This window comes from Hyphomonas johnsonii MHS-2, from assembly GCF_000685275.1.
In the GTDB taxonomy this organism is placed as follows: Bacteria; Pseudomonadota; Alphaproteobacteria; order Caulobacterales; family Hyphomonadaceae; genus Hyphomonas; species Hyphomonas johnsonii.
In genome coordinates this window covers 51,585-72,247 of sequence record NZ_ARYK01000003.1, presented here as the reverse complement: position 1 = coordinate 72,247, position 20,663 = coordinate 51,585, and the positions used below count along the sequence as shown (strand labels likewise).

The window sequence follows — 20,663 nt, the reverse complement described above, 5'->3', positions numbered from 1 at the left end:
TCTACGAATTAGCCGGAATAGGGCAAGAAAGGCAAGCATTTTCGACGAAAATGCCCAATAATCTACCATGGCAACATTCAGGGTCGCACATCCATGAAACATCGCGAAGTCACGCTGAACGACAAATACGAACTTGTCGAGGGCAATGCCTTCATGACAGGCATCCAGGCGCTCGTTCGCCTGCCGCTTGATCGCAAGCGTCTGGACACCGCGTCGGGCTATAACACGGCCGGTTTCATCTCCGGCTATCGCGGCTCGCCGCTCGGTGGCTATGACCAGCAATTGCGGGCCTCCCAGGCCCTGCTCGATGCACATGACATCCGCCTGTGGGAAGGCCTCAACGAAGACCTCGGCGCCACCGCCGTCTGGGGCAGCCAGCAACTCGGCCTGTTCCCCGGCGCGCGCTTCGACGGCCTGTTCGGCATCTGGTACGGCAAGGCGCCCGGCGTCGACCGCACCGGCGACGTTTTCAAGCACGCCAATGCGGCCGGCACGTCGGCCCTGGGCGGCGTGCTCGCCATCGTCGGCGACGACCATAATTGCAAGTCCTCGACCCTGCCCTCGCAGTCTGAATTCGCGATGGCGGATGCCGAGATCCCGGTCCTCAACCCGGCCTCGATCCAGGACGTGCTCGACTATGGCATCCACGGCTGGGCGATGAGCCGTTTCAGCGGGGCCTGGACCGGCCTGATCGCACTGGCCGACACGATGGATTCCGGCGCAGTCGTGAATGTCGACCTCGACCGGTTCAGCTTTGTCGCACCGTCTTTCCACCTGCCTGAAGGCGGCGTCCACATGCGCCGCGGCGACACGCCGCTCGACAAGGAAGCGCGCCTGCGTCACTTCAAGCTGCCCGCCGCGCAGGCCTATGTCCGTGCCAACCGGCTGGACCATGTCATCCTGCCCTCACCGAAGCCGCGCATTGGCGTGATCGTCACCGGCCAGGCTGCCCGCGATGTGTTCGAAGCGCTCGCCGCGATCGGCCTGACGCCGGAACAGGCCGGCAATCTTGGCCTGACCGTGTTCAAGGTTGCCATGCCCTGGCCACTGGAGCCGGAAGGCGTTCGCGAATTCTGCGCCGGCCTGGAACGGGTTTTCGTCATCGAACACAAGCGGCCGCTGATCGAAGAACAGCTCAAGGCCGCGCTCTACGACCTTCCGGACAGCAAGCGCCCCATCGTTGAAGGCAAGCGCGCAGCTGACGGCCAGCCGCTGCTCTCCGACATCGCATCCATCACGGTGCCCGAAATGGCCGGCGCGCTGATGAAGATCATTCCTGCCGGCTGGGACACGACCCGCGCGGACGCCTATTTCGACCGCGTCGGACGGGCCGGCGAGTCGGCGCGTGCGAACGCCTCACCCACCCTGCGCAGCCCGCACTTCTGTTCCGGCTGCCCGCACAATACCTCGACCACCGTGCCGGAAGGCTCGCGTGCACTTGCCGGCATCGGTTGCCACTACATGGCGAACTTCATGCCGGACCGGAAAACCGACATGACCAGCCAGATGGGCGGCGAAGGCATTGCCTGGGTCGGCCAGTTCTGGGCGACCGACGAGGACCATGTCTTCGTCAATCTCGGCGACGGCACCTATTCGCATTCCGGCAGCCTGGCGATCCGCGCCGCTGTCACGTCCGGCGCCAAGATGACCTACAAGATCCTCTACAATGACGCAGTCGCCATGACGGGCGGCCAGCAGGTCGAATCCGGCCAGACACCGGCCCAGATCGCCCAGCAGGTCGAAGCTGAAGGCGTCCAGACCATCGTCATCGTGACTGAAGACCCGACCCGCTATGCCGGCGTCAAGAACCTGCCCCGCCGCGTCAAGATCTATGACCGCGAGGACCTTGAAGACGTTCAGGTCATGCTGCGGGCGACGCCCGGTGTCTCGGTCATGATCTATGACCAGATGTGCGCCACGGAGAAGCGCCGCCGCTCCAAGCGCGGCACCATCGCGCCAGACCGCGTGCGCGTGATCATCAACCAGGAAGTCTGCGAAGGCTGCGGCGATTGTTCGGTGAAATCGAACTGTCTGTCGGTCGAGCCGGTAGAAACCGAGCTCGGCCGCAAGCGCCGCATCAACCAGTCGACCTGCAATACCGACCTTTCCTGTCTCACCGGCTTCTGCCCGAGCTTTGTCACCGTGAAAGACGGTGAACCCGCATGGACCGGCGAAGTGCGCCGCGAATTCGATGCCTCCGGCCTGCCCCTGCCCGAGACACCCAGTCTCGCTGAGCCGTGGAACGTGCTGTTCACCGGCGTCGGCGGCACAGGCGTGACAACCGTGGCCGCCGTGCTGGCCATGGCTGCGCATGTGGACGGCAATGCCGCCTCTTCGCTAGACATGACCGGCCTTGCCCAGAAAGGCGGGCCCGTGCTCTCGCACATCCGCTTTGCGCGTGAACCGGAAGCGATCTCGACCGGCCGCGTACCACCTGCCAGCGCAGACCTCATCATCGCCTGCGACCTCGTCGTCGCGGCTGGCGGCGATGCCCTTCTGCTGATGGAACCGGGCCGTACCGCCGCCTATGCAAACTCTGACGTGACACCGACCAGCGAATTCATTCGCAACCGGTCGAAGCGGTTCGAGAGCGACCTGCTGGCAGCACGTGTGAAGCGCCAGGCGCGGGACTTCGGTGCGTTTGACGCCGAAGCGCTCGCCGTCGGCTACCTGCATGACGCGATCTATACCAACATGATCATGGTCGGCTATTCTTGGCAGAAGGGCGCCGTGCCCGTGTCGCTGCGCGGCCTGTACAGGGCAATCCGCCTCAACGGCACCAAGGTCGACGACAACATGGCGGCGTTCAATATCGGCCGCATCGCAGCCGCCGCGCCCGAACGCCTGGCTGCGCAGCATGATCCGCGCGGCCACCTCGAACCGAAGACGCTCGATGAGCTGATCGACGACCGGGCGACCCGCCTGACGGCCTACCAGAACGCCGCCTATGCCCAGACCTATCGCGACGCCGTTGCCCGTGTGCGCGCGGCGGAAGAGGCTGCCGGCCTTGGCGAGAAACTGACCCGTGCGGCGGCGACCTATGCCTACAAGCTGATGGCCTACAAGGACGAGTACGAAGTCGCCCGTCTCTACACAAATGGCGACTTTGCCAAACAGCTCGCCAGCCAGTTCAAGGGCGGCAAGCTGCGCTTCTGGATGGCCCCTCCCCTGATCTCGAAGAAGGACAGCCACGGCCACCTGAAGAAAAAGCATTTCGGTGGGTGGATGATGCTGGGCTTCAAGATGCTGACCCGGATGAAGGGCCTTCGCGGAACGCCGTTCGACCTGTTCGGACGCACCGAAGAGCGCAAGATGGAACGCGCCCTGCGCGACACCTATCTCGCCACGCTCGAAACGCTGTCATCAGGCCTTACCGCCCGGAACCATGCCCTGGCCATCGCCATCGCCGAAGTACCGGACGAGATCCGCGGCTATGGTCATGTCAAGGATGCTGCCGTCGCGCTTGCCGGCAAGAAGGAAGCCGAACTGTGGGCCGGATGGCCGAATGGCGACCTGCCGAAGGAGAAGACAACACTGATCGCGGCGGAGTAGGCGCCCGCCGCGTCAGTCGACCTTCTTGACCTCGACGTCGACGATGCGCCCCTTTTTCTCGATCTTCTTAATCTCGCGCTCGAGATACTTGACCTTCACGGTCTTGCGGACGTGCTTGGTGCGGCCCGTCCGTGTCTTCAGCGTGACGTCCAGTTTGACCTTCTCGTCCGGCCCGTCCAGCGCATCGCCCGTCACCCGAACCGCCGTGCCGCCGACATAGATCACGCTCTTGCCAGCCATTTTCGTGGCGCCCACGGCGATGCCGACCGGCACGGTCACGATCTTGGTGGCCACACAGGCGGGCGTGGCCAGCAAGAGCGGCGCGACCAGCAAATACCTGAATCGTTTCATGGGGCGTCCTCCGGGTTCCGGTCAGCCTAGGTGACAGCCTGCCCGGCGCACAGTTACGGTTTGATCAACGTGCCATCGCCTCATCGATCAGGCGGGCGGTGTTTTCCACGCCATAGAGCGCCGCGAAACTGCCGAAGCGCGGCCCCTGCGCCTGGCCGAGGAGGACTTCGTAGAGCGCCTTGAACCAGTCGCGCAGGTTCTCGAATTCATGCTCCTTGCCGACGGCAAATGTCAGCGTCTGCAGGTTTTCCGGCGTGGGGTCTTCATCGAACGCCTTGAAACGCGCCGACAGGTCCTGCATCGCCGCACGTTCCTTGTCGGTCGGGGCACGATAGGTCTTCGCCGGCAGGATGAAGTCGCGGTAATAGCGCATCGCATAACCGGCGAGCCTGTCGAGCAGCGGATGCGTCTCGGCCGACGCTTCCGGCGCGTAGCGTGAGATGAAGCCCCAGAGCTGGCTCTTGTCGTCCGGGTTCGCCACCGCGACCAGGTTGAGGAGCAGTGCGAAGCTGACCGGTACATCGGCGCGCGGCGGATTGCCGGAATGGATGTGCCAGACCGGGTTTTCCAGTTGGCGCGCGGGATCCTCGTCCGGGTATTTCTCCAGGAAGGTCAGGTATTCGTCGACTGCTTTCGGGATCACATCAAAATAGAGCTTCTTGGCCACCCGCGGCTTCTGGAACTGGAACAGCGACAGGCTCTCGTCCGGCGCGTAGGCCAGCCATTCCTCGACAGAAATGCCGTTGCCCTTGGACTTGGAAATCTTCTCGCCCTTGTCGTCCAGGAACAGCTCGTAGACATATTGCTCCGGCGGGCGGTGGCCGAGGATCTTGGCGATCCTGGAATAGATCGGCGCATTGGCCTGGTGGTCCTTGCCGAACATTTCGAAGTCAACGCCCAGCGCCGCCCAGCGCATGCCGAAGTCCGGCTTCCACTGCATCTTCACATTGCCACCCGTCACCGGCAGCGTCGCGTCCGAACCATCCTCGTCGACGAACGTGATCTCGCCCTTGGCGGCATCGACATGTTTCATCGGCACGTAGAGCACGCGGCCTGTGCTCGGCGAGATTGGCAGGAACGGCGAATAGGTCGCCTGCCGTTCCGCGCCAAGTGTCGGCAGCATCACGGCCATGATCTCGTCGAATTTCTCAGCCGCTCTCAGGAGCATCGGGTCGAACCGGCCCGACTTGTAGCACTCCGTCGCCGAGACGAATTCGTACTGGAACCCGAACTGGTCGAGAAAGGCACACAGGCGCGCATTCATGTGGGCGCCATAGGACTCGTGCGTGCCGAACGGGTCAGGCACGGCCGTCAGGGGCTTCTGCAGCCAGGGTTCGAGCTTTTCGGGGTTGGGCACGGTCGGCGGCACCTTGCGCATGCCGTCCATGTCGTCGGAGATGCAGATCAGGCGCGTCGGAATTTTGCCGCCGGTCAGGACCTCAAACGCATGCCGCACCATTGTCGTGCGCACCACTTCCCCGAACGTGCCGATATGCGGCAGGCCAGACGGCCCATAGCCGGTCTCGAACACGACCGGATCATCCGCTGCGCGCTGGCCGGCCTTGACCTGCTGGTTCACGCGCTTGTCCAGCGCGCGCGCCAGTTCGAAGGGCCAGGCCTTGGCAGATTGGGCGAGAAGGGAAAGGTCGGTCATGGGGCTACCGGTGCTGCTGGATTGACTGGCCGGGCCTAGAGGCCCGGCGCCACAGCGTCAAGCGAGGTCAAAATTTTTTGTTAAAAATGTTTGACATGTAAAAAATCTTTTACTACATGCCGGATGTAAGATATTTTTGACACGAGGACATCATCATGACCAGCATCTTCCGCATAGACATCGTCGCATCCATTCTTGCGATCCTTGTCGGCCTGCTCAATCTCGGCGCCTATTGGGGCCTGTTCTGGACGCCGCCCGAGAGTGGCGCTGAATTGCACCTTCGCGTCGGCATCAGCGTGGCCGTGATTGTGGTGCTCACCATTATCATCTCGATCATCATCGCCATCCTCAACCGCAATGCGCCTGACAGCGATGAACGCGAGGAGATGATCGGCCTGCGGGCATCACGCAACGCCATGTATATCTTCGCCGGCGGCGTCACCTACATCTTCCTCGACGCCTTCGAGGGCCATACGCCGATGGACTTCGCCCACCTGGCAATCGGGGTCTTCATCCTGGCAGAATCCGTGCGCCTCGCCTCCCTGTTCCATTACACGCGCACAAGCGTGTGACGGCTGGCCAAGGCCCCGCCCCCCCTCCAACGGAGAACCACATGTCATTCCGAGAAAAATCCGCCTGGGCCATGATCTTCATCCTGTTCAGTGCCGGCGCGTACTATTTCAACAAGATCATCGGCATCTCCCACGCGCTGGGTGAAACCGCCCCGCCGATCATCTCGCTCGTCATATCCTATGTGATCCTGATCGTGATCGCCTCGATCATCATCATGGCGGCCATCGCCGGAACATCCGGACGTGAAGCCAATCAGCCGGCCGACGAGCGCGACAGGCTCATCATCGACAAGGCCGGCCACTGGTCAGGCTACATACTGGCCGCCGGCGCCCTTGCCGGCATCTTCAACTACAGTGTCCTGCATGACGGGAACCTGCTGTTCCATATCGTCTTTGCCAGCCTGATGCTGAGCCAGATCGGGGAATACGTGTTCCAGATCATCCTCTACCGCCGGGGCGTCTAGGTCATGGCCAAACGTCCCCCGATCACAAATCGCGTGCGCGAGTTGCGCGAAGCCCACGGACAGATGAGCCAGGCAGCGCTCGCAGAGATCATCGGAGTCACCCGGCAGACGGTGATCGCCATCGAGCAGGGGCGTTATTCCCCATCGCTTGAAAGCGCGTTCCGGATTGCCCGGGCCTTCGGCGTCGGTGTGGAAGATGCGTTCGGCTGGGACGACCAGGCGGCCTGAGCGCGGGCCGCCGGCAGTCAGGCGACGCTGGCAATCCGGGGCGCGTCTGGTCCGATCGACCTGACGACGCGGTTGCGGCCGGCATGCTTGGCTTCATACATGTTCCGGTCGGCCGCCGCGACAATGTCATGATCGGACATGCATCCGGTCTGCATGACGACACCGATACTGACCGTCAGGCGATGATGCGGGCGGGCGCCGTTTCGCTGCGAAAGATCGCTGACACCGGCCCGGATCCGTTCGGCAATCACCATTGGCAGGTCCGTTCCGGCTTCCGGCAGGAAGACCAGGAATTCCTCGCCGCCAATCCGGGCCGCAAGGTCGAGCGTCCGGACGGATTGGCGTATCACTTCCCCGATCAGGCAAAGCGCTTCGTCTCCGGCCTGGTGGCCGAAATTGTCATTCACGCTTTTGAAGTGGTCGGCGTCGATCATCAGCACGGCCCCGGCATTCCCGCCCTGGCGATGGCGCGTCATGTCGGCCATGAATGCATCGCGATTGAGCAGGCCCGTCAGCGGGTCGATCCGCGCGCGGCGCGCGAGTTCTGCATGCGCGGCTTCCAGCATTTGAACTGTGCGCCCGAGGCGTAATCCGCGGCCATGCACCTGGCAGGCAATGGGAAAGGCGACGAGCGTCGACACGATCACGCAAATCGTGACGGCGATCGGGAGGATTTCCTCCCGCACGGCAGATGTCAGCGGTGACACAAAGACGGCGATCACCGTCACCACGATCGAGGTGGCGATCGAGATCAGGGTCACAAACACCGGCCGCCAAAGCGACCAGCTGAGAATCCGGTTCCGTTTGAATATTGCATCCTGCATGCGACGCTTAATAGGCGGATTTGGTGTACGCACGCCTGTCCGGATCGATGAAATTTCCTGTAACTGGCCAAATCACCCCGTTTGCGGCACTAATTTTTGTGGTTGACAATCATTCTCATCTAATTGCAAATGGTTCTCATGATCATTTGCATTTGCAACCGCATCAACTGTTCCAGCGTCCGCGCCGCGGTCGGTGCCGGTGCGCGTAGCCCGAATGCGGTCCAGGCCCATCACGGGTGCAAATTCAATTGCGGCAAGTGCAGCTGCTCGATCGGCGAAATCATTTCCGAGGAAATGGACCGGCAGGCACCATCTCCAGTGCTGGTCGCCGCCGAATAGGGCACCTGATTGCGATTGCGTTTCAGCACGCAGTGAGACTGTGTCTCACTTGCAGATGAACTTGATTTTATTTGATATTTTCTTGCAATGCCACGGCGGTTCGCTTATCCCGCGAACATGCTTTTTCACGCCCTGCAGGAGATTTCCCCATGAAAGGCGACACCAAGGTCATCGAATTCCTGAACCTTTGTCTCAAGAACGAACTGACGGCCATCAACCAGTATTTCCTGCACTCGCGCATGCTGAAGGACTGGGGCGTTTCGAAGCTCGGCGATTACGAGCACAAGGAATCCATCGAGGAAATGGAGCATGCCGACTGGTTGATCCAGCGCGTCCTGTTCCTTGGCGGCCTGCCCAACCTGCAGGATCTCGGAAAGCTGCATATCGGCGAAACGGTCCAGGAAATCCTCGAGTGCGACCTGAAACTGGAGAACGATGCGATCCCCCTGCTTCGCGACGCGATGGAGCATGCCGAATCGGTGCGTGACTATGTCAGCCGCGACCTGTTCGGCAAGATCCTCCACAATGAGGAAGAACATGTCGACTACCTGGAAACGCAGTTCGACCTGATCGAGCGGATCGGCATCGAGCGCTATATCCTGCTGCAGTCCGAAGCCAACGCAGGCTGAACGGTCCGGCCGCCTAGGGGGCCAGGCCGAAGGTGTCCCGGGATGCCTTCAGCAATTCCGCATTGAACGCCGCATCCGGCAGGGTCGCAAGATCGCGGACCCTGCTGTCGATTCTCGCGTGTGCCCTGACTGACTCGAAGTCGCCGTCCGCCGCGATGCGGCGCATGCGATGCAGCGCCTTCGCGGAATACCCGGTCAGGATGAATGCCGGGTCCCAGGACAGGCCGGCTGTCTTGGCCAGTTCATTTGTGCAATTCGACGTCGCGGTATTGTAGAAGCGCGCGCGCCGCTCGATGGCCTCGGTCTTCTGTAGCAGGCCGTCCAGATAGGCTTCCGTCTCATCCTGGCTCAGTGCGAGCGGATACATGTACAGCTCACGATCCATCATGACGGCGCGCCGCGTCAGCAGGTCCCTTGGTGTGGCCCATTCATAGACCAGCTCGAAGGCGTTGAGCGCACCGCGCAGCGCGGAATAGGACTCGCCGGCTTCCTTGCGCGCCTCGACTGTCAGGCCAATCAGGTCGTCATCGGCGAATTCGAACAGGACCAGCGTATGCGCCATGACGGCCAGGCCCGGATGCGGCTCGACAACGAACCATGCCCGGCGGACATCGCGGATATCGTGCGGCGCCAGTTCATGCCAGGTTTCGGACACGGGCACATCTGCGGAATAGGCCCATGACCGGTACTGGCTGATCGAGAACCGGTCGCCGTCCCGCGCGACGACGGGCAGCCGGGACAGGTGTGGCTGCCAGGCGCGCGCATGCGAGGGCTGTTTCGTCACCACCGCCAGGGCAAACACGCCACAGGCTGCCAGCATGGCGGCGAGAACGGGTTTCAGCCACATGCTCAGCCCTCACACAACGAGCGGCTTGAAACTGGCTGCCTGTGCCATTTCCCATTCCCGGCCAAGCAGGGTCGTTTCCGGCGCGTGCAGCAGGACGTCCGGTTCGAGCAGGTCATATGCCCGGTGGGCCGGCTTCACCATGTCTTCGGTCACCCGGTGCATGATGTGGCGCGGCGTCAGCTCACTGGGATGCTCGCAGCCAGCCGCACCGACCACTTCCATGAGCGCCCTGATCGTATTGCGATGATAGTTGAAGACGCGCTCGGCCTTGTCCGAGACGACCAGGCCGCGCTGACGGCTCTTGTCGGTCGTGGCAATTCCGGTCGGGCAGGTATTGTTGTGGCAGTTGAGCGACTGGATACATCCCAGCGAGAACATGAACCCGCGCGCCGTGTTCACCCAGTCCGCGCCCAGTGCCATGGACGCGGCAAGCGCAAAGGCGCTCGTCTGCTTGCCCGAGCAGCCAATCCGGACATCATCCTTCAAGCCCGTGCCGATCAGCGCGTTGCGCGTCAGCACCAGCCCCTGGCGCAGGGGGGCACCGACATGGTCAAGAAATTCTGCCGGTGCGGCGCCTGTGCCACCCTCCCCGCCATCGACCACCATGAAGTCCGTGCGGATACCCGTCTCGAGCATGGCCTTGCACAGTGCGAGGATCTCCCAGCGATTGCCGACGCAGAACTTGATACCAACCGGCTTGCCACCGGACAGGTCCCGCAGGCGCGCCACGAAGTCCATCATTTCCAGCGGCGTGGAAAAGGCAGAATGCCCGGGCGGCGAGAAGCACGTCTCGCCAATCGGTATGCCGCGCGTCTCGGCAATTTCCGCAGTCACCTTGGCGCCCGGCAGAACGCCGCCGTGCCCTGGCTTGGCGCCCTGGCTGAGCTTGATCTCGATCATCTTGATCTGGGGGTCTTTCGCGACGTCTTCAAACCGCGCCGCATCGAACGAGCCATCACGTGCACGGCAACCGAAATAGCCAGAGCCGATCTCCCAGACGAGATCTCCGCCGCCTGCACGGTGATATTTCGAAACGCCGCCCTCACCCGTGTCGTGGTAGAAGCCGCCTTTCTTCGCACCGGTCGACAGCGCTTCAATCGCATGCGCGCCCAGCGACCCGAAACTCATCGCCGAGATATTGAACACGCTGGCCGCATAAGGCTGCGCTGTTCCCGGCGCGCCGACGCTCACGCGCGGGCACTCATCGCTATTGTGCCTGGCAGCAATCGAATGCGCGAGCCATTCATAAGGCGGCTTGTCGATATCAAGCTGGCTGCCAAAGGGCTCGACCGAGGACACGTTCTTTGCGCGCCGGTACACGAGCGCCCGTTGCTCGTGGTTGAACGGCCGCCCTTCTGTGTCGTTCTCGACGATGTAGGACCTGAAGAAGGGCCGCAGTTCTTCCGCGATCCATCTGATATGCGCGAGGACGGGAAAGTTGCGCCACAAGGCGTGTGGGCGCTGGATGACATCGTAGATGCCAAGCAGGGCCAGTGGAGACGCGATCCCGCCTCCGATCACCACCCATGTCGGCATGTGCTGGCCAGTCATTAGCGCGAGCGCAAAACCGATTGCAGACAAGAGGATGAGGCCGAAGGGCAATAGTCGCGTCATTGCGTTTTCCTGAGTCGAGAGAAATAGTTGGAATGATGGCGACCCTAGCCCGCCTTGGGATCGCTTCAAGGGAAGATATGCGTCAACGGTCCGAGGCGTCCTGTCCTGAAAGGATCAATCGGATGCACCTCCGCCTGCCACCCGCAGCGCCGAGCCTGATCAGGCAAGCAAGCCAGCGGATTATTTTGCGCAACACTCGCAGTCTGCAACTGTGACGGCTGCCTAAACAGGAGACAAACACGTTGCGATCACGGAAGCCGACATGGCTCCACTCAACCTGTCTTCGGATGAACCAGGACAGACCATCTTATCGGGCGTCTGCGCCATCTGCGCCACAAAGGGAAAAATAACTTATTCTGTTTACTGACTTTATAAAAATGGAGTGTGTGCTTTAATTCAGCTGCCGGGGTTGCCCCCCTGTGGAAATCACGATTTAAGCACCCCACGTATCAAGAGATTCGTGTAGTCAGTTTGCGTAAGACAAAAACCGCCCGCTTCCGGGCCCATTGAGGAGACAATCCCATGGCAAAAGCAACCAAGCCAAAAACCAAGAAACCCGCCGCCAAGAAACCTGCTGTCGCCAAGAAGGCTGCAGCCGCACCGAAGATCGCTGCACCTGCCAAGGCGCCAACAGCGAAAGAAATGCTGGTGGAAAAATACATCGCCGACCTGAAAGAAAAAGTCGGCGAAGCCCGTCCTGACATGGCGCTGCTCGACGCTGCCGTGAAAGCCTGCGGCCCAACCATCTACAAATCGGATACAGCGACCGTCGCATCTTCCGACAAGGAAGAACTCGCACGCGTGCGCAAGGGCTTCATCGCCAAGAAGCTCGGCGTCACCGACGAAGCCAAGGCTGACGCGGCTATCGCCGACGCCATTGCCAAGTACGGCAAGTCGGTTCGCGCCAAGCACCGCCCGGTGATGTACTATCTCATCGCCAAGGCTCTGAAAAAGGGTTCGGTCCTCAAGGGCTAACCTGCCAATCCGCTTGCGGATCAAAGGAAAGCCGGGCTCAGCATTGCTGGCCCGGCTTTTTCATGTCTGGAATCTGAAGGCTCAGAAGCCCTGGAGACGCGCGTAACGGTCGCGATGCCAGCTGGCACTGCCATATAGCGCTTCCTGAACGCGCGCCCGTTTCATGTAGAGCCCGGGATCAGCGACATCCGTCATGCCGATGCCGCCATGCATCTGGACACATTCATTCGACACGAGGTGAACCAGCTCGCCGGCCTTCGCCTTGGCAAGGCTCGCAAGTTCGGCAACATCGCCCTTGCCTGAATCAACCGCCGCCAGGGCAGCTGCCACGCAGGAGCGGGTCATCTCGATCTCGGTGAACATTTTCGCGGCGCGGTGCTGCATCGACTGGAATGAACCGATCAGCTGGCCGAACTGCTTGCGGCTCTGGAGATATTCAAGCGTCATCTCGAACGCAGCCTCTGACGATCCGAGCATTTCAGCTGCCATGCCGATGGCGGCGCGATCGAGCACCGGTTCGAGCACATCTGCTCCCTCGTCGACGGGGCCGAGGACGCCGTTCTGGCCGACCATGACGTCGTCGAAGGTCACGTGCGCTGCGCCATGCGAATCGACGGTCTTCAGTTCCTGGACCGTGACGCCTTTTGTCTTGGCAGGCACCAGGAACAGCGTGAGGCCGTGCCGGTCACCGGTTTCCCCGAATGTGCGAGCGACGACGATGAACATCTCCGCGTCGTGTCCGCCGGGAACGAAGCGCTTCATGCCGTTCAGCGTATAGCCCTGGCCATTGCTCTCCGCCTCTGTCGCCACATTCAGCGGCGCGAAGTGGGCCGACTCGTCGAGCGCCAGCGCAAACGTGGTTTCTCCGGCAGCGATCTTTGGCAGCCATTCGGCCTGCATCGCCTTGCTGCCGCCAAGCTGGATGGCGGACGCAGCGATCAGTGCTGTTTGCAGCAAAGGCGTTGCGGCCAGCGTGCGGCCCTGCGCCTCGAGGATCTGTCCCAAGCCGACAAGCCCGAAATGTTCGCCGCCCGGCTCGTCCGGAATGATGACGCCGAAGAAGCCGAGCTCTGCCAGCTTCTGGCGCGTGGCCGCGTCACGGCCGTTGGCGCCCTTGTCGCGCAGCGCCCGCAAATGCGTCACCGGCAACTCATCGCGCACGAATGCCAGCGCCGTGTCACGCAGCATCTCCTGGTCTTCAGTCAATACGAAGCTCATATCGTCCCTCCAATGGACATTATCTCTTGAGGCGCGACCTGCCACGCAACGGCATCTTCCAGCCGGTCATTGCCCCAGAACATTTCGCCGTCTCCGGCAAAGAAGGTTGGTGAGCCAAACACGCCGCGGTGAATGGCTTCCCCGGTATTGGCCTTGAGTTCGGCCTTGGTCGCATCACTTCCCGCACGCGCCATGATCGCTTCAGCATCGTGACCAACGGATTCAATCGCGCGGGCAACGACATCCGGTTCGGAAATCAGCGCACCGCGCGCGAAGTTCTCCGAATAGATTGCCTTGATGAATCCTGCGCGCGCCGCTTCCGGCAACGCGAGCGTACAGCGCGCCGCCAGGAGTCCGTTCTGCGGGAACCGGGCTGGCGTCTCCAGAGGCAGGCCCTCTTTCGCGCAAACGCGGGCAAGGTCACGCCACATGTATTTTCCCTTCACAGGGACGGCGTTGAACGGGCTGTCGGTCAGGCCCTGTTGCGAATGTAGCAGCGGCCCGAGCAGGAACGGCTTCCACACGACGTCGAGCCCCGCCGCGCTGGCGAGTTTCTCCACCCGCATCGCTGCGGGATAGGAATACGTCGATGCAAACTCGAACCAGAATTCGATCGCGGCCATGCCTATTGGTGGTCTTTCAGGCCCAATACGCGCTTGGCAACGACATTGAGGTTGATCTCACTGGTGCCGCCTTCGATCGAGTTGCCCTTCGAGCGCAGCCAGCCGCGTGTCGCCTTCATCGCGCCCTCGTCAAAGCCCTCCCCTTCCCAGCCGAGGCCTTCAGTACCGAGCGCCTCGATGAGGAGTTCATGGCGGTCCTGGTTCATCTTGGCGGCGCCATATTTCAGGATGGACGCCGTGTGACCAACCTGCTGGCCGGCCTTGGCCTGCTCGGTCTGGCGCTGGACGGTCAGGTTGAACGCCTTTGCGTACATCTTGTGGTCCGCAATACGACCGCGAAGGTCGCCATCGGCGATGCGCCCCTCACTGTCGGTGCCGACATGGATCTTGGCATATTCTTCCGGGCCCAGGATGCCTGAGCCGCCCGTACCGCCGAATCCGCCAGCCGAGATTGACGAGCGTTCGAACTGCAGCAGGCGCTTGGCGATTTCCCAGCCGCCATTCACCCGCCCGACCAGCTGGTCCTTGGGAACTTTCACATCGGTGAAGAAGGTTTCGCAGAAAGGAGACGACCCGGAGACCAGCAGGATCGGCCGCGCTTCCACGCCGGGGCTTTCCATATCGAACAGGATGAAGCTGATGCCTTCGTGCTTTGACGACGTGTCTGTGCGCACGAGACAGAAGATCCAGTCGGCCTGGTCAGCATACGACGTCCAGACTTTCTGGCCGTTGATCAGGTAATGGTCGCCCTTGTCCTCGCACCTGGTCTGCAGGCCGGCGAGGTCAGAGCCCGCACCCGGTTCGGAATAACCCTGGCACCAGCGCGTCTTGCCTTTCACGATGTCGGGCAGGAAGCGCTTCTTCTGCTCCTCGTTGCCAAACTCCAGCAAGGCGGGACCGAACATCCAGAGACCGAAGGAGAACAGCGCCGGGCGCGCCTTGATGCGGCGCAGCTCTTCCTGCAGCACGCGGTTCTGTTCTTTCGTCAGGCCGCCGCCGCCATAGGCAGCAGGCCATTCCGGTGCGGTCCAGCCTCTTTCACCCATCCGGTCCAGCCAGACCTTCGAGTCGGGATTCTTGAATTCGCCGCGTTTGCCGCCCCAGACGATTTCGTCGTCGGCCATCGGCGTGCGCATGGATGGCGGGCAGTTCGCCTCCAGCCAGTCACGCGTTTCGGTGCGGAACGCTTCGAGGTCTTCGGTGACGTCATAGGCCATTCTGGTGGCTCCTCTGGTCGGGCATGATCTTGCAGGAACCCTAATTCCGCACGCGCCGCCCGCCAAGCCTGACGCCGGGAAAACCTGCGCCCCGGCCCACCCGGTCACACTGGGGCATGCGGCGTCTTCGCCCAATAATGCGGCATCCGGAGCAGGCCATACACGGCGCGCATCATCGCGATGGTCTGCAATGGCCAATAGAATGGCGCGGTCAGCAGGACGAACCCGTAGCCCGCCTGCTTCGGGCGGGGTGCCAGAAGCCCGGTCACAAGTGACGCCCCGTAGGAAGCCGCAAGCAAGCCGGCGCCGACCGGCCCGAGCGACAGGTCCGGGCTGATGACACAGACCAGGCACCAGAGCGCCCAGGGCCCATGAACGAATGCCGAGAGAACGGACGCCCCAAGCGTCAGCTGCATGGCAGCGAACCCGCCAACGCCCATCTGGCGCGCCGATGCCCGTGGATGGCGCATCAGCACGAACCATGTCTGGAGGTATCCTTTCAGCCAGCGTGACCGCTGGCCAAGCCAGACGGGAATCCGGTTTGGCGGGGCCTCCTCGGTCGGCGGCGAGATCACACCGACCTGCATGCCAAGACGCGCGAGCCGCAGACCGAGATCGGCATCCTCGGTGACGTTCCATGCGTCCCAGCCGCCAGATTCAACCAGGCGTGCGCGCCGGAAATGGTTGCTCGTGCCGCCGAGTGCAATTGGCAGCCTGAAACGCGCGAGCGCCGGCAGGATCAGCGAGAACTGGATCGCGTATTCGAGCGCCCATTGGCCCGCTAGCCAGTTGTGCCCCGCATGTGTGCCAACGAGCGGCGCCTGCACGCAGGCCAGGCCCGCCGGGTCGCGCGCAAAGGCTTCCGCGGCGGCGCGCAGCTGGGCCGGGTCAGGCCGGTCCTCGGCGTCGTACACCACGACATAGGCCCCCTTCGCACGGGCAAGGCCATAGTTAAGGGCGCGCGGCTTCGTCTGCGGCAATCCGGGGGGCAGGACGAGCAATTCGGTGCCGATCGGCCAGTCTTCCGCCCTCAAGGCGGCATGCGTATCGTCATCTCCCGTCTCGACCAGCAGCTTCAGATCGATCCGGTCTGCGGGGTAATCCAGCGCCGCGATCGCGCGGGCAAGTTGCGGCGCAGTCGCCGCTTCATCCTTCAGCGCGATAAGGATGGTGTACACAGGGTAGAGAACCTGGTCGGCATCCCGGACCTGCTGCGCTGGCCGGGACCTGGATGCCGACAGGACCATGGCGAGCCGGAACGCTATCGTTGCCCCGAATATGAAGAGTCCTGCCGCCAGCGCGCCACGCACCAGCATGATCGGCGCCAGAAGGCCGGCGAGGCCGATCAGGACGAACACCCGGCGCAGGGCACCACGCTGCCCTGGTGTTATTGCGACGATCGCCGAGCCCTCCGGGTGACTGCGTGAAAACCCCATCGCAGCCATATCCGCCAATGCCGGATCGGGCTCCGGTTCAGCCGGAATGGCACGCCCTACGCGTGGCTGCCGCTCAAACGATATGAACCCATCCGCACCCATAGGTTAACAAGAACCCTGTGGATAAACCTGTATCCACAAACCACAGGTTGAAATTGTTTCGGATCCGAAACAATTTCGCCGTGTGGAGGTGAACAAAAGCGGATTTGCAGAATCTGCTTGAGGTTCCGGTCAAATGTTCTATGTTTGTTCCATGACCGATCTTCATGTCGTCTGGTTCAGGCGGGACCTTCGGGTCCACGATCACGCGCCACTGCTCGCCGCAGTCGCGAGCGGTGCACCTGTGCTGCCCCTCTATATTTTCGAACCCGGGTTCTGGGCCCAGCCGGAGCATTCCGGACGGCAGTTCGATTTCCTGGTCGAATGCCTGCAAAGCCTCGATGACGCGCTGAAAGCACGCGGATCGGCCCTCTGCATCCGCACCGGCAAAGCCGAGGACGTCCTGGCCGATATCCACACACGCCATGGCATCGCCGCGATCCATGTCCACCGGGAAACCGGCCTGCAATGGACGTTTGACCGCGACCGGTCAGTCCAGCGCTGGACGATGAAGGCCGGAATCGCGCTGCGGGAGCAGGCACAGAATGGCGTCGGCGGGCACCTGTCCGTACGGGATGGCTGGCCGCGCTACTGGGAAGACCAGATGTCAGCACCACGCGGCAAGGCGCCCGACACGATTGCAGCAGCGAATGTTCCGTCAGAACCGTGGCCGATCGCCGAGGATTTCCGACTCGCCCCGGACGGCTGTACGGCACGCCAGCCGGGCGGCCGCGCCGAAGGGGTCGAATTGCTGCGGTCTTTCCTGGCCTCTCGCGGTCGCCGTTACCGGACGTCGATGTCGGACCCGCTGGTGGCGAGCGTGGCGTGCTCGCGCCTGTCGCCCCATCTGGCATTCGGCACCGTATCGGTCCGCGAAGCCTGGCAGGCTGCCCGGCGGGCACGGGCGGAATACGATATCGACGGCGATTCCACCTTCACGGCGTCGATCGACAATTTCCTGTCGCGGCTGCAATGGCGTTGCCAGTTCTTCCAGAAGCTTGAAGACCAGACCTCGATCGATAGGCGCAACCTGCTGCCTGGCCCGGATGGCGTGCGCGAGGTCGCGGCCGACGGCGATCCGCGCCTGGAGGCGTGGATTCATGGTCGCACCGGCTTTCCCTTCCTTGACGCCTGCATGCGGTCGCTGAACCAGACCGGTTGGCTGAATTTCCGCATGCGCGCCATGACCATGGCGTTTGCCGCGCATCATCTCTGGCTCGACGCACGCCTGCCCGCCGCCCGGCTGGCCGCGCTGTTCACCGATTTCGAAGCCGCCATCCACTATCCTCAGGCGATGGCACAGGCGGCGATCATCAGTTCGCATGCGCCGCGGATCTACAACCCGGTCAAGCAGTCGCTCGACCATGATCCGGACGGCGACTTTATCCGCCGCTGGGTGCCCGAGCTGGCCGGCCTGCCCACCCCCTTCATTCACGCCCCCTGGGACGCCCCGAAGGCGGAGCTGGCCCGCGCCGGGATCGTGCTTGGCCAGACTTACCCGATGCGGATTGTCGATCACATGGCTGCGGCGCGCGAGGCCCGTGGCCGCATCCAGGCCCTGCGCCACGGCCCCACCCCTGCCCCCACAGCCATCAGTATTGGGCGTCAGGACACTGGCCGCACGCCCCGCGCCAGGGCGTCACTGCGACGCCCATCTGCGCCGCCCCGCCAGCTCGCCTTCGATCTTGACCTGCCGGAACAGACCCGCCCGTCGCGCTCCGCCTAGCCGGATGGTCAGGGCAGTCAGCCAGGACCGCCCCAAAGATTTGGATGAAACAGAGTTAACTGGCCTTGAAACGCCACACAGGCGTATCATATCGACAAACAACAAGTCGTAAGGCCCGAATTTCTCTATATTTATTTTTTTTCGATAAATTTTTATTGCTTTTCGATAATTCCTTCCCTATCTTGAGACTGTCGACGGCGGAATGGTCCGCCAAGGACAGTCAACACAGCAAGAAGGACTTATTAAAATGACCCCCCGCGCCCGTCTCAACGACGTCGAAGCCAACGCCCCCCGCGCCACGATGGCCCTTGCCATGATGACCGGCGAGGCCACCGTCCGGACACACCCGGCGAATGATGTCGCAGTCGGAGGCCGTCCGGGCTTGCTGGTCCGCCGCCGCCGTCGTCACACCCGCCGTGAGGCCCACTAGCCCTCCCGCCTGCTGGCGCTAACCGCCTTTCCTCCCCTGGGGCGGCCGGCGCCGGCAGGACTTTCCCCACCACACAAGAAGGATAGACCCGCCATGAAACGCCCCCTCGTCGCCGCCGCCGTTGCTGCCAGCCTCTTCGCGATGCCGGCCCTTGCCACCAGCACCAATTTCGAAGTCGCCGTCGACTTCAACCGCGCTGCCATGGATACGCCCGCAGGTGCCCAGGCCGAATATCAGCACATTCGTGAAGAGATTTCGAAGCGCTGCGCAACTGAACACGTCAACTTCCCGGCCGGCGGCGAGTTAGCCACCAAGCTCTGCACCGCCCGGACTCTCAACAAGGCCGTGAAAGCGATCGACCACGCCGGCCTGACCGAGGTTCATGCCGCCAGAACGGCGCACTGAACACGAGCCCGGAAGCCGCTCCAAAAAGGCGAGGCCGCCTCTCTCCCCCTGCCCTGCATCGCCTTCGGCTTCTTGCGCCGTCCTGTCCCCTCCAAGGCAGGGCGGCGTATTCGTTCAGGCCGGGTCTGCCTCGCGGAAATCCCGCGCCCTGAAGACCTCGGACAGCCTGAAATGCACCGGCACGAAGGCGCCGTCCTCATCGGACTCGAACAGGGCAACGCAGGATGTCGGGAATTTTTCGGTCAGCCGCACGGCCGCGTCGTGGTCCGAACTGCCGCCGTCGCGCAGCAGGGTCAGGCCGAAATCGTGCAAGCCCGGATTGTGGCCGATCACCATCAGCGTGCCGGCACTATCGTTCTGTTTCACCGATTCCGAAATTCCCCGCATACCGGACAGGTAGAGCGACTCCATCGGCCGCACCTTCTCACCTTCCACCACCTTGGCGACTTCCGAACAGGTTTCGCGGGCGCGGCGAGCCGTCGAGACGAGAATGCGCTCCGGGCTCCAGCCGATCGCCACGATTTCCTCGGCCATGCGGCGGGCATCCGATCGTCCCTGGTCCGTCAGCGCCCGGCCGAAATCGTCGATACCTTCCGTCCAGGGTTCGGTCTTGGCATGGCGCATCAGGATAAGGCGTTTCATGGATGAATATTGCTCACTCTGCGGCGACCATTAGAAAAACTGATCGACACTATGAGGTGCCGCGCATTGGTCATGTCGTTCTTAGGCACCATTTTCGGTCCTGAAATCAAGTGACAGGAGTTTGAAACATGAGCCTTCTTATCGGCGACGTAGCCCCGGACTTTGAGGCCGATACAACAGAAGGCCGTATCCGCTTCCACGAATGGGCCGGCAAGGACTGGGTCGTGTTCTTCTCCCACCCCGCCGACTTCACGCCGGTCTGCACCACGGAACTTGGCTATACAGCCCAGCTGAAGGACGAGTTTGCCAAGCGCGGTGCCAAAGCCCTTGTCGTGTCGGTCGACAGTATCGAGGATCACAAGCGGTGGATCGAGGATATCGAAGAGACCCAGAACGCGACCGTCGCGTTCCCCATGATCGCCGATACCGGGCGCAAGGTTGCGACCCTTTACAACATGATCCATCCGAACGCGGACGCAAAACTGACCGTCCGCGCAGTCTATGTCATCGACCCGAACAAGCGAATTCGCGCCTCGATCGTCTATCCGCCGAGCACCGGCCGCAATTTCGATGAAGTCCTGCGCCTGATCGACAGCCTGCAGCTGACCGACACACACAAGGTCGCCACGCCGGTAAACTGGCGCGATGGCGAAGATGTCATCATCGTACCGTCCCTGACCGATCCGGCGGAAATCAAACGCCTGTTCCCGAAAGGCTACAAGGCGGCGAAGCCGTATCTGCGCTACACGCCCCAGCCCGGGAAATAGGCCTGCGGCGGCGCGCGGCATTGGCAAACCTGCAATAGGCACAGGCGCCAA

The 20,663-nt window shown here is 62.4% G+C and carries 21 protein-coding genes; 11 read left to right on the top strand and 10 right to left on the bottom strand.

All coding sequences use genetic code 11. The features are described 5' to 3' along the window. Positions 1-93: 93 nt before the first annotated feature. Positions 94-3,552 (top strand): indolepyruvate ferredoxin oxidoreductase family protein, encoded by a 3,459-nt coding sequence (locus HJO_RS07095; RefSeq protein ID WP_035615532.1) that lies wholly within the window; start codon positions 94-96, stop codon positions 3,550-3,552. 12 nt (positions 3,553-3,564) lie between these two features. Here HJO_RS07095 and HJO_RS07090 read toward each other — a convergent pair whose 3' ends face one another. Beyond that, positions 3,565-3,903, bottom strand: a complete 339-nt coding sequence (locus tag HJO_RS07090) for a hypothetical protein (RefSeq protein ID WP_156945467.1) — start codon at positions 3,901-3,903, stop codon at positions 3,565-3,567. A 64-nt stretch (positions 3,904-3,967) separates the two neighbouring features. Further along, positions 3,968-5,557 (bottom strand): lysine--tRNA ligase, encoded by a 1,590-nt coding sequence (locus tag HJO_RS07085; RefSeq protein ID WP_035615528.1) that lies wholly within the window; start codon positions 5,555-5,557, stop codon positions 3,968-3,970. Positions 5,558-5,712: 155 nt separating this feature from the next. Here HJO_RS07085 and HJO_RS07080 point away from each other — a divergent pair, with 155 nt between their 5' ends. From HJO_RS07080 to HJO_RS07070, 3 genes are read left to right on the top strand one after another with little or no spacing between them, the layout of a single operon-like run. Then, entirely contained in the window at positions 5,713-6,129 is a 417-nt protein-coding gene (locus HJO_RS07080) for a hypothetical protein (protein ID WP_035615526.1), read from the top strand. Between the two features lie 41 nt (positions 6,130-6,170). After that, the gene (locus HJO_RS07075; RefSeq protein WP_156945465.1) at positions 6,171-6,593 is read left to right on the top strand and encodes a hypothetical protein; all 423 of its coding nucleotides are present in this window, start codon (positions 6,171-6,173) and stop codon (positions 6,591-6,593) included. A gap of 3 nt (positions 6,594-6,596) precedes the next feature. Further along, positions 6,597-6,821 carry a helix-turn-helix transcriptional regulator gene (locus tag HJO_RS07070; protein ID WP_035615524.1) on the top strand — a complete coding sequence of 75 codons (225 nt, stop codon included), beginning with the start codon at positions 6,597-6,599 and terminating at the stop codon, positions 6,819-6,821. Between the two features lie 17 nt (positions 6,822-6,838). Here HJO_RS07070 and HJO_RS07065 read toward each other — a convergent pair whose 3' ends face one another. Beyond that, the gene (locus HJO_RS07065; protein WP_051618377.1) at positions 6,839-7,645 is read right to left on the bottom strand and encodes a GGDEF domain-containing protein; all 807 of its coding nucleotides are present in this window, start codon (positions 7,643-7,645) and stop codon (positions 6,839-6,841) included. Between the two features lie 138 nt (positions 7,646-7,783). Between HJO_RS07065 and HJO_RS07060 the strand changes: the two genes are divergently transcribed. Then, on the top strand, positions 7,784-7,984 hold the full coding sequence (locus tag HJO_RS07060; protein ID WP_035616060.1) for a (2Fe-2S)-binding protein: 201 nt from the start codon (positions 7,784-7,786) through the stop codon (positions 7,982-7,984). A gap of 149 nt (positions 7,985-8,133) precedes the next feature. Next, the gene (gene bfr / locus HJO_RS07055) at positions 8,134-8,613 is read left to right on the top strand and encodes a bacterioferritin (protein WP_035615522.1); all 480 of its coding nucleotides are present in this window, start codon (positions 8,134-8,136) and stop codon (positions 8,611-8,613) included. A gap of 13 nt (positions 8,614-8,626) precedes the next feature. Here the strand turns inward: bfr and HJO_RS07050 are convergent, their stop codons facing one another. Next, positions 8,627-9,460 carry a lipoprotein N-acyltransferase Lnb domain-containing protein gene (locus HJO_RS07050; protein ID WP_035615520.1) on the bottom strand — a complete coding sequence of 278 codons (834 nt, stop codon included), beginning with the start codon at positions 9,458-9,460 and terminating at the stop codon, positions 8,627-8,629. A 9-nt stretch (positions 9,461-9,469) separates the two neighbouring features. Continuing rightward, entirely contained in the window at positions 9,470-11,074 is a 1,605-nt protein-coding gene (locus HJO_RS07045) for an FMN-binding glutamate synthase family protein (protein ID WP_035615518.1), read from the bottom strand. A 522-nt stretch (positions 11,075-11,596) separates the two neighbouring features. Here HJO_RS07045 and HJO_RS07040 point away from each other — a divergent pair. Next, positions 11,597-12,049 (top strand): DUF2853 family protein, encoded by a 453-nt coding sequence (locus tag HJO_RS07040; RefSeq protein WP_084141728.1) that lies wholly within the window; start codon positions 11,597-11,599, stop codon positions 12,047-12,049. A gap of 81 nt (positions 12,050-12,130) precedes the next feature. On the opposite strand, the gene HJO_RS07035 is transcribed toward HJO_RS07040, so the two are convergent. From HJO_RS07035 to HJO_RS07020, 4 genes are all read right to left on the bottom strand, one after another. After that, positions 12,131-13,267: an acyl-CoA dehydrogenase family protein gene (locus HJO_RS07035; RefSeq protein ID WP_035615516.1), complete on the bottom strand. Its 1,137-nt coding sequence runs from the start codon at positions 13,265-13,267 to the stop codon at positions 12,131-12,133. After that, the gene (locus tag HJO_RS07030; protein WP_035615515.1) at positions 13,264-13,890 is read right to left on the bottom strand and encodes a 2-hydroxychromene-2-carboxylate isomerase; all 627 of its coding nucleotides are present in this window, start codon (positions 13,888-13,890) and stop codon (positions 13,264-13,266) included. Before HJO_RS07030 ends, HJO_RS07035 begins: the two co-directional genes overlap by 4 nt. Positions 13,891-13,892: 2 nt before the next feature. Continuing rightward, complete coding sequence (locus HJO_RS07025; protein WP_035615513.1) at positions 13,893-15,107, bottom strand: acyl-CoA dehydrogenase family protein; 1,215 nt, start codon at positions 15,105-15,107, stop codon at positions 13,893-13,895. A 104-nt stretch (positions 15,108-15,211) separates the two neighbouring features. After that, the gene (locus HJO_RS07020; RefSeq protein WP_162173791.1) at positions 15,212-16,543 is read right to left on the bottom strand and encodes a glycosyltransferase family 2 protein; all 1,332 of its coding nucleotides are present in this window, start codon (positions 16,541-16,543) and stop codon (positions 15,212-15,214) included. A gap of 253 nt (positions 16,544-16,796) precedes the next feature. On the opposite strand from HJO_RS07020, the gene HJO_RS07015 reads away from it, so the two are divergent. From HJO_RS07015 to HJO_RS07005, 3 genes are all read left to right on the top strand, one after another. After that, on the top strand, positions 16,797-18,368 hold the full coding sequence (locus HJO_RS07015) for an FAD-binding domain-containing protein (RefSeq protein ID WP_241764691.1): 1,572 nt from the start codon (positions 16,797-16,799) through the stop codon (positions 18,366-18,368). Positions 18,369-18,615: 247 nt separating this feature from the next. Beyond that, positions 18,616-18,798, top strand: coding sequence for a hypothetical protein (locus HJO_RS07010; RefSeq protein WP_035615509.1), 183 nt, complete (start codon positions 18,616-18,618; stop codon positions 18,796-18,798). Between the two features lie 93 nt (positions 18,799-18,891). After that, complete coding sequence (locus tag HJO_RS07005) at positions 18,892-19,203, top strand: UrcA family protein (RefSeq protein ID WP_035615507.1); 312 nt, start codon at positions 18,892-18,894, stop codon at positions 19,201-19,203. Between the two features lie 114 nt (positions 19,204-19,317). Here HJO_RS07005 and HJO_RS07000 read toward each other — a convergent pair whose 3' ends face one another. Continuing rightward, a complete protein-coding gene (locus HJO_RS07000) occupies positions 19,318-19,845 on the bottom strand; it encodes a SixA phosphatase family protein (protein ID WP_035615505.1) in 528 nt (175 codons plus the stop codon). Between the two features lie 128 nt (positions 19,846-19,973). Here HJO_RS07000 and HJO_RS06995 point away from each other — a divergent pair, with 128 nt between their 5' ends. After that, entirely contained in the window at positions 19,974-20,612 is a 639-nt protein-coding gene (locus HJO_RS06995) for a peroxiredoxin (RefSeq protein ID WP_035615503.1), read from the top strand. The last annotated feature ends 51 nt before the right edge of the window (positions 20,613-20,663 follow it).